Below are 11,697 nucleotides of genomic sequence, written 5' to 3'. Positions count from 1 at the left end.
TCTCGCAAAAATTCTCTGACAGTTAGAAACCTTCCCCGTCTGAGTGGTTCCGCAGGCATTATAAGGATTACTTCTTTCGTGGTCGGGTTCGCTTCAAAATCCTGGCAAACCGAAGCGGGGACCTGTCCTCGATCCAGGTGATTGCGTTGTTGAGGTGAGGTCTGTTGCGCCGACGGCTGCGCAGCATGCGAGCGGCGCTGCGGCTGGTGCCGACAATGACAATCATGCCAAGAGCCATCAGCGGTACACCTGTCGGGATCGGTAACCAGACCGTCGCAAGGCCGAGCAGTATCAGCAGTGCTGCCAAGGACCACCACAGGAGTTTCATGTCAAACCATATTCACGTCCGGGACAGCCACCTTTACCGCAGGCTGTGAGACGGAATTATGAATGTCGAAGCTCCTTCACAACACAGGCAATCTGACGACCTGGTCAGATCATACTGTCGAGAAGGCTTTTGCTGCCGGCATGAACAAGGCGATAGACTTCTTCGAAGCCGTCGGGACCGCCGTAATACGGGTCAGGGACATCCATTTGCGAGGCTTCCAGAAAGAGCCGAATATTTGCACGCCCACCAGGTGTCATGGCCTTCAGGGACGAGAGGTTTCTTCCGTCCATGGCCAGGATGGTGTGAAACCTGTCGAAATCCTCCGGTTTAATCTGCCTGGCTTGCTGGCTCGAAATGTCGATCTCGTATTTGGCAGCCACTTCAATCGAACGACGATCCGGTGGATCTCCTACATGCTAGTCACCGGTACCCGCAGAATCGATCAGGAACCGGTCCCCGAGACCTGCCTGTTCTACAGCTGACCTGAAAACTCCTTCGGCGAGCGGTGAGCGGCAAATGTTACCAAGGCAGACAAACAAGACGGCGTGGGACAAATATCTCTCCTTTAATCCGGGCTGGCCTCACCGTGCGATTTTTAGGATGAAATTGTAAACCCGGTGATCATCAGGTTTCTATTTCCAGCCACCGGAGTTCTCTGATCGCCTTCGCCCTGTCATCCGGTTAGACTATCGATCAGAACGAATTGGATTTCCGGGAGGAACATATGGTTGAAAGATTAAAGCCGGAGGATCGGGCGGCCGGTCTCAAGAACCTGTCAGAGTGGCATCTGTGCGAAGGTCGCGAAGCGATCTCGAAATCCTTCAGGTTTCACGATTTCTGCGAAGCTTTTGGATTCATGGCACAAGTTGCGCTGGTTGCGGAGAAGATGAATCACCATCCGGAGTGGTCGAATGTCTATCGCAGTGTCGATATCACGTTGGCGACGCATGATGTCGATGGCTTGAGCCAGCTTGATCTGGACCTCGCCGCCCAAATTGACCGGATTGCAGAAAGGGCCTGATCGACGTTTTGAAGCCGGTCGTGATTTCAGGAGCCTTTGGAAAGAAGGAATCTGTGGCCGGTGTCGGTTCGCTCACTCACGACAAGTGTATGGCCGTTTTCCTTGCAGAAATGGGGAATGTCGATTTCCGCCATTGGATCCGTGGTGAGCACGGTGAGCTGGTCACCATTGGACAGTTTAGTCATCGCCTTGCGCGTTTTGAGAACCGGCAAAGGGCATTTCAAGCCCTTGAGATCAAGAATGGTTTCGGTCACTGACGACTTTCCCGGGTCTGATGGCAAATTTACAGCATGCGACCATATTCAATTTCGATTTCGTATGACAGGGGGCGCGAAAACCCAATTGGACTTTCAGTCGGCGTGCGCAACTCCCAACTAAGTGCTTCGACTGCTTGAACGCGGCGGCAACATGAATGCAAGTTGCTCCTGAACTCGCTTGTGGAAATGGAAAACAAACAATGACCGATCAACTCCCTTCATCCCTGGATATTCTCGATTTCTGGTGGCAGTCCGGGCCGTCAAAATGGTTTGCAAAGGACGACAAGTTCGACACCACCTGCCGGGATCGGTTTCTAGAAGCCATCGATGCGGCAAAATCGGGGGAGCTTGATCACTGGATGGAGACAGCCGATGGTGCGTTGGCTCTCTTGCTGTTGCTTGATCAAATGTCACGAAACGTTTTCCGGGGAACACCGGACGCCTTTGCCGCAGATCAAAAGGCCGTGGCTCTCGCGGAAATCGCTCTGGAAAGAGGTTATGATCGAGCTTTTCCGAAAGAAGCTCGCGGCTTTTTCTTTCTTCCGTTCGAACATTCTGAGAATATTTCTCATCAGGAAAAATCCGTCGACCTTGCACGCGTTCTCGGCGACAAGGAGCTTTACCATTACGCGCTGATTCATATGGACGTTATCCGTCGGTTCGGCCGGTTTCCGCATCGGAACAAGGTTCTTGGGCGAACGTCGACACCGGAAGAGTTGGCTTATCTGGAGGCCGGAGGGTTTTCGGCCTGATTGTGACACTCGATCCCGGGTGAGGCGCTCTGCAGCGCCTGCATCCGGGCTGCAGGTTGTTGAAATCCTGCCTTTTGCATAAGCATGTTCAATTGACTATTTTTTGATCATCGTAGTTTTGCCTGTATAATAATTAGGCAAATTTGTTGCCTTCAAGACGATCAATGCATGCGCTTGCCTGAAGCGAGATTCAGAATGCAGCGATGGATTTATCGCAGAAATCTGCAGATTTTATCCCCCTAAATCAAAACTGGCACGGTCTTTGATTAGTAGGTGTCGACGCTGGCCCGGATCCCTGAAGCACAGGGGACGCCAGAGACCTGAGAAGATCCTTCCAGAGGGACATCAAACAGGCGCGTTTCCGGGACGGTCGGCTGAGCTTCTTCGAAGGGAAGAGGCACTACACAGGGGAATGGAACGAGCAATGAAAATAGTGATGGCCATCATCAAGCCGTTCAAGCTCGACGAAGTGCGTGATGCGTTGACCGGCATCGGCGTCCAGGGGCTGACGGTGACCGAGGTCAAAGGCTATGGCCGCCAAAAGGGGCATACCGAGATTTACCGCGGTACCGAATACGCGGTCAGCTTTCTCCCGAAACTGAAAATTGAAGTCGCGGTCGACGCATCCTCTGTCGACAAGGTTGTCGAAGTGATCACCGGCGCCGCCAAGACGGGCCAGATCGGTGATGGAAAAATCTTCGTTCATTCGATCGATCAGGTCGTGCGCATCCGCACCGGCGAAACCGACGCCGAAGCACTGTGATTTAGGTAAGGAAACGTATCATGAAAAAACTTGTCGCTAAGGGCGCGACGACGCTTGCAGTGTTGAGCCTTTCGGCTCTGCCGGTTCTGGCTCAGGACACTGCCGCTGCAGCCGAAGCTCCGGCCGTGTCGCCGGAAGTCGCCTATATCTTCAACACGCTCTTGTTTCTCATCGGCGGCTTTCTTGTCATGTTCATGGCGGCTGGTTTCGCCATGCTTGAAGCTGGTCTTGTGCGTTCCAAGAACGTTTCCATGCAGTGCCTGAAGAATATCGCACTCTACTCCGTTGCAGGGCTGATGTTCTGGATCACCGGCTACAATCTTATGTATTCCGGCGTTGATGGTGGCTTTATCGGTTCCTTTGGGCCGTATTCGTTCGATCCGGTCGGTGGCAACGCTCTGGATACCGGTTATTCCACGGCATCGGACTGGTTCTTCCAGATGGTCTTTGTCGCGGCGACTGCTTCCATCGTGTCCGGTACTGTTGCGGAGCGCGTCAAGCTCTGGCCGTTCCTGATCTTCACCGCCATCCTGACGGGCATTTTGTATCCGATTTCCGGTTCCTGGCAGTGGGGTGCCGGCTGGCTTTCCGAAATGGGCTTTTCCGACTTCGCGGGCTCGACCATCGTTCACTCCGTAGGAGGCTGGGCCGCCCTGGCCGGTGCATTGATCCTTGGTGCCCGGACCGGCAAATACGGTGCCGATGGTTCCGTGCACCCAATGCCCGGTTCGTCCATGCCGCTCGCAACCCTCGGCACGTTCATTCTGTGGCTCGGCTGGTTCGGCTTCAACGGTGCTTCTCAGCTTGCAATGGGTTCGATTGGCGACGTAACGGATGTTTCGCGCATCTTCGCCAACACCAATATGGCCGCAGCTGCAGGTGTCGTGGTCGCCATCATCCTTACGCAGGTTCTTTACAAGAAGGTCGACGTGACCATGGCGCTGAACGGCGCGCTGGCCGGTCTGGTGTCCATCACCGCTGAGCCTCTGGCTCCGAGTGTCTGGCAGGCTGTCTTCATCGGCGGTGTCGGCGGGGCAATCGTGGTCTTTGCAGTGCCGATGCTTGACAAGCTGAAAATCGACGACGTTGTCGGCGCAATTCCGGTCCACCTGATTGCAGGTATCTGGGGCACCCTCATCGTTCCGCTCTCCAACGACGGTGCTTCCTATGGCACCCAGATCGTCGGCATCGCGGCCTATGGCGTGTTCACCTTCGTTGCCAGCGGTATCGTCTGGTACGTCCTGAAACTCGCAGTTGGCGTCCGGGTCTCCGAAGAGGAAGAGGCAATCGGTCTCGACAAAGTGGAAATCGGTGTCGAAGCCTATCCGGAATTCGGCACAGGCTCTCAGCGCCTCTGATCGACGGCGCAGAAAAAGATATCTCCCTGCGGTCTATTGGCTCAGATCGCAAACTTGAAAAGCCCGGAGGCAACTCCGGGCTTCTTTTTTTGTTGGCAATGCCCAAGAATTGTGGATCCGGCAGCCTGAATCGGCATGAATATATGCCAGAATCTGTCGCGCGCTCTTAAAACCAAGAGTGTCATTCAAGGACAAATTGAGTTCCGCACAATAATTAGTCACATGATGATTAAATGAGCTGTCTTTTCAGCCGTACGAACATGATGAGGAAGCCTCCTGTTTAAATAATCGGCTGAATTCTGCCTCTTTCAAGCGCTTTTGCCTGATTGGCATGCAAATTGATACGCCATGATCCCAATGAGCAAAAACAAGCGGCATTTTGCCTAATTGGGGGTCACTCATGGAAACATCTGCTGTCGGCGGAGACGTCTTCTTCGTCCTGGTCGGAGCCATTCTCGTATTCGCCATGCATGGTGGGTTTGCGTTTCTGGAAGTCGGCACGGTCCGTCACAAGAACCAGGTCAACGCGCTGGTCAAGATCTTGGTCGACTTTGCGCTTTCAACGGTCACCTATTTCTTCGTCGGATATGCATTTGCCTATGGAACCACGTTTCTTGTCAGCGCGGCGACGCTGTCAGGCGGCGGTGAAGGGTTCGAACTTCAGGGCCTCACCCTTGTAAAGTTTTTCTTCCTGACCACTTTCGCGGCAGCCATTCCGGCAATCATTTCCGGCGGTATTGCCGAGCGGATGAAGTTCTGGCCACAGTGCCTGGCTACCGTGGCGCTGGTCGGCATCGTTTATCCGTTGTTTGAAGGCATCGTCTGGAACGGCAATTTCGGTTTTCAAGCCTGGCTGGAAGCACAGTTCGGCGCCGGTTTTCACGACTTTGCCGGTTCGGTCGTCGTCCATGCGGTCGGAGGCTGGATCGCCCTTGCCGCCGTGTTGCTGCTTGGAGCGCGCATGGGACGGTATGACCGCAACGGCCGTCCGATCGGAATACCGCCTTCCTCCCTGCCATGGCTTGCGATGGGGTCCTGGATGCTCTGCGTTGGCTGGTTCGGCTTTAATGTCATGACCGCAGGCTCTTTGGAGGGTGTTTCCGGTCTTGTCGCCATCAATTCCCTGATGGCGATGGTCGGTGGCATTCTGGTTGCTCTAATTGTCGGCAAGAACGATCCCGGCTTTGTCCACAACGGTGCACTGGCCGGACTTGTGGCGGTCTGTGCCGGTTCCGATGTGATGCATCCGGTGGGAAGCCTTATCGTCGGCGGTGTTGCCGGTGCAATTTTCGTCATCGGGTTTGAAATCTGCCAGAACAAGCTGAAAGTCGATGACGTGCTCGGCGTCTGGCCACTGCACGGTGTTTGCGGTGCCTGGGGTGGCATCGCGGCGGGCATTTTTGGGTTGGAAGCTTTCGGTGGACTGGGCGGCGTCGCTCTGATGTCGCAGATTATCGGCACTGTTGCGGGAGCAGCCTATGCACTGGTTGCCGGTTTCATCGTCTACGGTCTGTTGAAATCAACAATGGGGCTGCGTCTGTCGCCTGAAGATGAACACAGAGGTGCCGATCTTTCGATCCACAAGATCAGCGCCAGCCCGGAGCATGACCTCGGTCGTTAAGTGTGATCTCAACAAATAAAAAGGTCGCTCTTAGTTGGGTGCCCTTTTTGCTGAACTCCATATTACACCAGACTTCGAATTCACACTGGAGTTCGGTCGCCTAGCAGCAGCTCCGCCAGATTGTCGTGACTGGCGACAACACGATGCGCACCTGCCGAATGCAGCTGCTTCTCATGTCCCTCATGAGAGTGACCGCCACCGACAAAACCCCAAACGGTCATTCCGGCAGCAAGGCCGGCTTTAACACCATTGGCGCTGTCTTCGATGACCAGCGCTTTTGCAGGTTCAACTTTGAGTTTTTCAGCGGCAAACAGAAACAGGTCCGGTGCCGGTTTGCCGTTTTCGACCTGTTCCCCGGAATAGATATGGGGTTCGAAAAAGTTGTAGAGACCGGTGTGCTGAAGTTTGTGGATCAACCGGTGGAGGCGCGAGGAAGAGGCAACTGCGCGGAGACCTTCGTGAGAGTCGAGAAGCTGTTTGATGCCCGCAATTTCGGAAAGCTCGCGGTCGATCCGTTCCGTCGCCGCAGCGTCAAGTTCAGGCCCGAAAGTGTCGGGCAAGGGGCCCTTGCCGAGCGCGCGATAGTCCCGGTCGAGCGCTGCCCAGAAGTCGTCCGCACCTAGTCCCTGAAACCGGTCCATATACTCGTCCACGTCATATTGAAGTCCGATCCGGGCCAGGTGCTCTCGTTCCACATCAACATAGATTTTTTCCGAGTCGACCAGAACACCGTCGCAATCAAACAGGATCGCTTCAAACTTCATGTGCAAATTGCCTTTCAATGTGAGCCGTCAAACAGTCCTTTGACCACCTGTCTCTGAAACAGAATGACAAGCAGTGCCGGAGGCAGAATAGCGACGATCGCAAGCATCATTCCGGACAGGCTCGTGCGTCCGAAAAACTGCATTCCCCGGACAACCGTGTAGGTGCTTTCCTGTGACGTAACGATGACTGGCCAGAGATACTGGTTCCAGCCGGTAACGAATGAAACAAGAAACAAAGCACCTGCGGTCGGCAACGACAGGGGGACCAGAATATCCCTGAAGAATTTCCACGGACCCGCACCGTCAAGACGACTGGATTCCAGAAGCGTTTCGGGAATCGTCAACAGGAACTGCCGGAAAAACAGCGTACCGAGCCCGGAGGCCACGAGAGGTAAAATAAGGCCCGCGCGTCTGTTGACCAGACCGAGCTCGGCCACGACCGCATAGGTCGGCAGGAAACGCGATTCCAGTGGCAGCATCAGCGTCAGCAGCAGTACCGCGAATATTGCTGTTGCGAATTTCACCCGAAAATAGATCAGCGCATAGGCCGCGAGCAGCGACAGAATCACTTTCAGCCCCGCGAAACCGGCACCCAGAACGAAAGAATTCCAGAGCATTGCAATCGCGGTAATGTCTCCGGAAAAACCTGCGCTCGACGTGAGGAACGATCCATAATTCTCAAGTGCGTGACTGCCGGGATCTAGGCGCGGCATCATGGGACTGCCAGCCTTGTGGGTTGTGGCCGCAAACAGGGAATAGACCGGCAGCACCATCAGCAGAGCGCCGGTAATCAGAATAACATGATCAATGAATTGCGCGTGCCAGCGCCGCCATGAAGGCATTGGAGGGAAGTCCTTAAATCAATCCGCGTGGATAATCCCTTAGAGCATTTCACGTGGTTGTTGAATTGTTTTCACCGACAGTTGCTTTCATCACTGCCTGCGACCGTCCATGGCGCTGTGCTACAAAACTACGATCCCGGAATGTTTGGCCTTGTGCTCGGGTTCGACGTGGATCGTCACCCGCGCGCCGGGAACGTCTTCGGCAATCGCTTCCTCGATCCTGTCGCAGATGTCATGTGCCGCCTCGACAGACATGGTTCCCGGGACCACAAGGTGAAAATCGATAAAGGTCGATTTGCCCGCAATCCGGGTTCTGAGATCATGTGCCTCCAGAGCGCCTTCGCCGTGTTCCGATATCTGCAAGCGAATCTTTTCCAAAACATCGACGGAAGCCGCTTCGTCCATCAGGCCGCCGACAGATTCCTTGACCAGTTCCCAACCGGACCACAGCACCAGCAATCCCACGATTACCGCCAGGATTGGATCCAGAATTTTCCACCCCGTCGCCAACACAAGAATAACGCCTGCAAGAACGCCTATAGAACTGAAGACGTCCGTCATCAGATGCTTGCCGTCTGCAACCAGCGCCGGTGATCTGGCCTTTCTTCCATAGGACATCAAGTATCGGGCCCAGCCGCCGTTTATCAAAGCTGCGGCCAGGTTCATGGCTATGCCGGGAAGCGAATACTCCGGGTTGTCGCCTCTGACAAAACCGATCCATGCAGCGTGAAAGATCGAGATTGCTGCCAGAACAATCATGACGCCAACCAGTACCGCAGCGAAATACTCCGCCTTGTCGTGACCATAGGGGTGGTTGCTGTCGGCAGGCTTTGAAGCAAACCAGATGGCGGCCAGGGCTGCAACGGAAGACGCAATGTTGACGGTTGTTTCCAGCGCGTCGGAATAAAGCGCGACAGACCCTGTCAGCAGATAAGCGCCGATTTTCAGGCCTAGCACCAGAATACCGATCACGATGCTAGCAAAGGCAGTCCGGAGCCTGAGCTTTAGGTCCATTCCAATCCCCCAGATCAACCAGCTTGCCCGCGCATTTTATCGACGGGCGATGAGGCGCTGATCTCGTGGCGCAAGGGGTATCAGTTTTTGGGAAGGTTACAAGATGTCACGTGCTCTTAATCCCGCAGATTCTTCGGAGAAAGCAACACGGGCTGAAAGTTGAGGTGAATTTGGGTTAAAAACCGCCGCGCCAATCCATCACGGCAGCGCCGATTATCCTGCCGGGCCCGTCCTGGTCCTCAAGCTGGATGAGGATCGCACATCTAGCATCGCCCTTGAGATTCAGCTGAGACTTCGGCATGCGGAAGGTTTCTGAGCCACCGGACCACATTCCAATAGGCTGCAGGTTGCGAACTACGTTGACATATTTGATTTTTCGCCCGGCATTTTCTCCGCGGCCAATGTCGACGGTCGCTTCGTCGTCAATGCGCAGGAAATAGACGGTCGCCATCTTCGCACCTTCGGGCAGGGTGCCCTCTACCTTTGCCTGTACAGCCATGTCGGTGATCTTGAGATCGACTTCGGTCGTGAACGGCTCGCTTCTTTCGAGCGCGGACCGGACCTGGGGTTCGCGGCTGCCGACAACGTGTTCCTCACCATTGACGACCATTTGCGGGGTGTAGACGGACCGGTCACCCCGGCGAGCCGCATAGGCGCGTTGCCGTTGGGAATAGACGGGGCTGGCGAGCGTGTCCTTCCAGCCAAGATAATCCCAGTAGTCCACCGGCATGAGAATGGTCAGGACGTCCTCGTCTTCCTTGACAAGCCGTTCGGCCAACTCGTCTGCTGGCGGGCACGACGAACAGCCCTGGCTGGTGAACAGTTCGACGACCTTTTGCGGTTGCGCCTCAGCCTCATTCAAAGGGAGCATTGCCGCAAATATTCCGGCGATCACAAAAGCACTGGTCCGGAGGGCGTTTCCAGCCTTCCGGGATTGAAGTCCCGCCATTTGGCTCAATTCCTTTTTCCGATCGCCCATAAAATATGCAATCGCGCTTTCAATCGCGAGTCACGAGCGGGTGACTTTGGCTGGTTTCCAGGAATTTCTCGAGAATGTGACTTCAGATGGAGGCTGCGTGACCTATTCCGCAGGACCAGAGGCCTCCTCCATCACCCTATTCAGTTCGGGAAGGAAAACCTCCGTGAAGGAGCTAGGGCTGAGCGGTCCAATGAACTTGTAACGGATCATGCCGTTGTCATCGATGACAAAGGTTTCCGGTACACCGTAAACGCCCCACTCGATAGCCGCACGTCCTGCGTCATCCGCACCGATAAGGTCATACGGGTTGCCGAGGCTACCCAGAAAGCGGCGCGCATTTTCCGGCTTGTCCTTGTAGTTGATGCCGATCAGTTGAACGCCGTCCATCTTGCCCAGTTCTTCCATCAGAGGATGTTCCTGACGGCATGGACCACACCAGGAGGCAAAGACGTTCACCACTGAAACATTACCCATGAGATCATCCCGGGAAAAGCCGGGGACAGGGACGTTGTCTTTGGTGAGGCCTTCCACCGGACCAAGAGAGAATTCAGGAGCCGGCTTGTTGATCAGGGCAGAGGGGATCTTCTGAGGATCGCCGCCAAGGGTGAGCTGAAACAGAAACAGCATCGCCAGGCCGGCAAATACGATCAGAGGCAGGAGGACAAGAACCGGAAAACCCCGCTTCGGCGGTTTGGAGTCGGCGGTTCGGTTGCCACCTGCCTCGGTTTCTGATGCGCTCATCTTTGTTACCTGTTCCTGTCGTCCGGGCGCGTGCGGGAAAATCCCTGTTCGGCGAGTTCTCTGAGTGCACGTTCCTGATAGGCCTTGTCGATCCGAACCCAGGCGATCAGAGCCAGGATCGTGAACAGGCACAGGCCATAGGACGTGAAGATAAAACCGGCGTGAGGTCCAAAATCCATGATTTTACTCCGCAGGTTGAGCCGTCGCGGCGGCCGTACCAGGCTGTGCAACGCTGGCAGCGCGCATCCGCAGGGCACGGACCCGGCGCCGCAGGATTTCATTGCGCATGGCCATGAGGTGCAGCACGAAGAAAAGGAGCGTGAAAGCTAGCGCCATCACCAACAGCGGCCAGAGAATATCCGGGTGAATGGTCGGTCCATCCATGCGCACGACGCTGGCCGGCTGATGCAAGGTGTTCCACCAGTCGACGGAAAACTTGATGACCGGCAGATTGAGAGCACCAACAAGTGTCAGAACCGCCGCGGCCTTGCCGGCCTTGATCGGATCGTCCATCGTTCTCCAGAGCGTCATCAGGCCAAGATACATGATCAAAAGCACAAGAACCGACGTCAGCCGGGCATCCCAGACCCAGTAAGTGCCCCACATCGGTTTGCCCCAAAGAGAGCCCGTCACCAGTGCCATGAACGTGAAGGCAGCACCAATCGGAGCCGCGGCCTTTGCCGAAACATCTGCTAATGGATGCTTCCAGACGAGCGTACCGATGGAGGAAATGGACATGACGGTGTAGCACATCATGCACAGCCAGGCGGCTGGAACATGGATATACATGATCCGGACCGTATTGCCCTGCTGGTAGTCTTGCGGAGCCGTGAAGAAGGCCATGTAGAGCCCGGCTGCAAAAGCAACGATGCACAAGCCGATGAGCCAGGGCAGGACCACCTGCACCAGCCTCAGAAATCGCGTCGGATTTGCGTAGTCCCAGAATGCCATGGGAGCCTTTTTACTTTAGTCTTCTGTGACCTTCAATGCACCGAAGGGTCGCAGACCGCCTTGCGCTTGATCAAGTAAACGCGAAGTGAGTGGCCATATTTGGATTGTCGCATTAGCAAAAAGCGCAAAATCATCCGCTTTCTTAACTAGGTCATACCAATTCGTCCACACGGCCTAGTTGTGGTTTCTAATCAGGTTGTTCCCTTTAGGGCCTGAAGTGGCGTTTTGCCTTTGATGCCCATGTGTGGCCGCTTGGCGTTGTACCAGTCAAGCCATCTTGGCAGGTCGGCCTCGCGTGTCAGGGAC

Annotated in this window: 15 protein-coding genes and 1 pseudogene; 5 read left to right on the top strand and 11 right to left on the bottom strand. The window is 55.1% G+C overall.

What is annotated here, in order from left to right; all coding sequences use genetic code 11:
• Positions 1-67 precede the first annotated feature (67 nt).
• Together K5905_RS15270 and K5905_RS15265 are read right to left on the bottom strand one after the other, a co-directional pair.
• A complete protein-coding gene (locus K5905_RS15270; RefSeq protein WP_297585459.1) occupies positions 68-328 on the bottom strand; it encodes a hypothetical protein in 261 nt (86 codons plus the stop codon).
• Between the two features lie 104 nt (positions 329-432).
• Positions 433-882 (bottom strand): annotated as a pseudogene (locus K5905_RS15265) (low molecular weight protein-tyrosine-phosphatase).
• A 170-nt stretch (positions 883-1,052) separates the two neighbouring features.
• On the opposite strand from K5905_RS15265, the gene K5905_RS15260 reads away from it, so the two are divergent.
• Positions 1,053-1,349, top strand: a complete 297-nt coding sequence (locus K5905_RS15260; RefSeq protein WP_297585457.1) for a 4a-hydroxytetrahydrobiopterin dehydratase — start codon at positions 1,053-1,055, stop codon at positions 1,347-1,349.
• Positions 1,350-1,375: 26 nt separating this feature from the next.
• Here K5905_RS15260 and K5905_RS15255 read toward each other — a convergent pair whose 3' ends face one another.
• A complete protein-coding gene (locus K5905_RS15255) occupies positions 1,376-1,603 on the bottom strand; it encodes a sulfurtransferase TusA family protein (protein WP_297585456.1) in 228 nt (75 codons plus the stop codon).
• 203 nt (positions 1,604-1,806) lie between these two features.
• On the opposite strand from K5905_RS15255, the gene K5905_RS15250 reads away from it, so the two are divergent.
• The 4 genes from K5905_RS15250 (at position 1,807) to K5905_RS15235 (ending at position 6,100) form a co-directional block, all read left to right on the top strand.
• On the top strand, positions 1,807-2,358 hold the full coding sequence (locus K5905_RS15250) for a DUF924 family protein (protein ID WP_297585455.1): 552 nt from the start codon (positions 1,807-1,809) through the stop codon (positions 2,356-2,358).
• 424 nt (positions 2,359-2,782) lie between these two features.
• On the top strand, positions 2,783-3,121 hold the full coding sequence (locus tag K5905_RS15245; RefSeq protein WP_297585454.1) for a P-II family nitrogen regulator: 339 nt from the start codon (positions 2,783-2,785) through the stop codon (positions 3,119-3,121).
• A 20-nt stretch (positions 3,122-3,141) separates the two neighbouring features.
• A complete protein-coding gene (locus K5905_RS15240; protein WP_297585453.1) occupies positions 3,142-4,479 on the top strand; it encodes an ammonium transporter in 1,338 nt (445 codons plus the stop codon).
• Between the two features lie 400 nt (positions 4,480-4,879).
• Positions 4,880-6,100: an ammonium transporter gene (locus K5905_RS15235; protein WP_297585452.1), complete on the top strand. Its 1,221-nt coding sequence runs from the start codon at positions 4,880-4,882 to the stop codon at positions 6,098-6,100.
• An 80-nt stretch (positions 6,101-6,180) separates the two neighbouring features.
• Here the strand turns inward: K5905_RS15235 and K5905_RS15230 are convergent, their stop codons facing one another.
• The 8 genes from K5905_RS15230 to K5905_RS31605 all read right to left on the bottom strand — a co-directional run bounded on the left by K5905_RS15230 (position 6,181) and on the right by K5905_RS31605 (position 11,675).
• Positions 6,181-6,864: an HAD-IA family hydrolase gene (locus tag K5905_RS15230; RefSeq protein WP_297585451.1), complete on the bottom strand. Its 684-nt coding sequence runs from the start codon at positions 6,862-6,864 to the stop codon at positions 6,181-6,183.
• Between the two features lie 14 nt (positions 6,865-6,878).
• Positions 6,879-7,706: an ABC transporter permease subunit gene (locus K5905_RS15225; RefSeq protein ID WP_297585450.1), complete on the bottom strand. Its 828-nt coding sequence runs from the start codon at positions 7,704-7,706 to the stop codon at positions 6,879-6,881.
• Between the two features lie 120 nt (positions 7,707-7,826).
• A complete protein-coding gene (locus K5905_RS15220; RefSeq protein WP_297585449.1) occupies positions 7,827-8,720 on the bottom strand; it encodes a cation diffusion facilitator family transporter in 894 nt (297 codons plus the stop codon).
• 175 nt (positions 8,721-8,895) lie between these two features.
• Positions 8,896-9,669 (bottom strand): thioredoxin family protein, encoded by a 774-nt coding sequence (locus K5905_RS15215; protein ID WP_297585448.1) that lies wholly within the window; start codon positions 9,667-9,669, stop codon positions 8,896-8,898.
• 132 nt (positions 9,670-9,801) lie between these two features.
• Positions 9,802-10,440: a DsbE family thiol:disulfide interchange protein gene (locus K5905_RS15210; RefSeq protein WP_297585447.1), complete on the bottom strand. Its 639-nt coding sequence runs from the start codon at positions 10,438-10,440 to the stop codon at positions 9,802-9,804.
• Between the two features lie 5 nt (positions 10,441-10,445).
• On the bottom strand, positions 10,446-10,619 hold the full coding sequence (ccmD, locus tag K5905_RS15205; RefSeq protein ID WP_297585446.1) for a heme exporter protein CcmD: 174 nt from the start codon (positions 10,617-10,619) through the stop codon (positions 10,446-10,448).
• Between the two features lie 4 nt (positions 10,620-10,623).
• Entirely contained in the window at positions 10,624-11,391 is a 768-nt protein-coding gene (locus K5905_RS15200) for a heme ABC transporter permease (protein WP_297585445.1), read from the bottom strand.
• Between the two features lie 191 nt (positions 11,392-11,582).
• Positions 11,583-11,675, bottom strand: coding sequence for an integrase core domain-containing protein (locus K5905_RS31605; protein WP_367186968.1), 93 nt, complete (start codon positions 11,673-11,675; stop codon positions 11,583-11,585).
• Positions 11,676-11,697: the final 22 nt, after the last annotated feature.

Source organism: Roseibium sp. (assembly GCF_025698965.1).
Lineage (GTDB): Bacteria > Pseudomonadota > Alphaproteobacteria > Rhizobiales > Stappiaceae > Roseibium.
The sequence above is the reverse complement of the archived record's forward strand: the minus strand, read 5'-3'. Positions and strand labels throughout refer to the sequence as shown.

Coding starts and splice junctions, on each gene's coding strand:
- K5905_RS15230 (WP_297585451.1), bottom strand. CDS start 6,864: ATGAAGTTTGAAGCGATCCTGTTTGATTGCGACGGTGTTCTGGTCGAC.
- K5905_RS15245 (WP_297585454.1), top strand. CDS start 2,783: ATGAAAATAGTGATGGCCATCATCAAGCCGTTCAAGCTCGACGAAGTG.
- K5905_RS15250 (WP_297585455.1), top strand. CDS start 1,807: ATGACCGATCAACTCCCTTCATCCCTGGATATTCTCGATTTCTGGTGG.
- K5905_RS15260 (WP_297585457.1), top strand. CDS start 1,053: ATGGTTGAAAGATTAAAGCCGGAGGATCGGGCGGCCGGTCTCAAGAAC.
- K5905_RS15270 (WP_297585459.1), bottom strand. CDS start 328: ATGAAACTCCTGTGGTGGTCCTTGGCAGCACTGCTGATACTGCTCGGC.
- ccmD (WP_297585446.1), bottom strand. CDS start 10,619: ATGGATTTTGGACCTCACGCCGGTTTTATCTTCACGTCCTATGGCCTG.
- K5905_RS15215 (WP_297585448.1), bottom strand. CDS start 9,669: ATGGCGGGACTTCAATCCCGGAAGGCTGGAAACGCCCTCCGGACCAGT.
- K5905_RS15225 (WP_297585450.1), bottom strand. CDS start 7,706: ATGCCTTCATGGCGGCGCTGGCACGCGCAATTCATTGATCATGTTATT.
- K5905_RS15210 (WP_297585447.1), bottom strand. CDS start 10,440: ATGAGCGCATCAGAAACCGAGGCAGGTGGCAACCGAACCGCCGACTCC.
- K5905_RS15240 (WP_297585453.1), top strand. CDS start 3,142: ATGAAAAAACTTGTCGCTAAGGGCGCGACGACGCTTGCAGTGTTGAGC.
- K5905_RS15220 (WP_297585449.1), bottom strand. CDS start 8,720: ATGGACCTAAAGCTCAGGCTCCGGACTGCCTTTGCTAGCATCGTGATC.
- K5905_RS15200 (WP_297585445.1), bottom strand. CDS start 11,391: ATGGCATTCTGGGACTACGCAAATCCGACGCGATTTCTGAGGCTGGTG.
- K5905_RS15235 (WP_297585452.1), top strand. CDS start 4,880: ATGGAAACATCTGCTGTCGGCGGAGACGTCTTCTTCGTCCTGGTCGGA.